This window comes from Fructilactobacillus sp. X2R5C2, assembly GCF_059901375.1.
On sequence record NZ_JBWXUX010000040.1, the window covers coordinates 1 to 245 of the forward strand.

The 245-nt window shown below is 43.7% G+C and carries 1 protein-coding gene; it reads left to right on the forward strand.

The features are described from left to right. Positions 1–245 (forward strand): aldehyde dehydrogenase family protein (locus AC6UD2_RS06860; protein WP_500698444.1); only part of this gene is annotated, 245 nt, incomplete at both ends.

Sequence of the window (245 nt, forward strand, 5' to 3'; positions counted from 1 at the left end):
TAGTAGAACTGTTTGAAGAGGCCGGACTGCCAAAAGGGTATGTAAATGTGGTAAACGGTGGCGCCGAAGTTGGTGAATGGCTTTTACAGGATGAACGAATTGCCATGTATTCTTTCACTGGATCAGCAGGAGTTGGAAAATATATTAAAGAGAAAAGTGGAATGCGCCCAGTAGCGTTGGAGCTAGGGAACAATTCACCCAACATTATTCATTTTGATGCTGATTTGGACCAAGCTGCCAAGCTT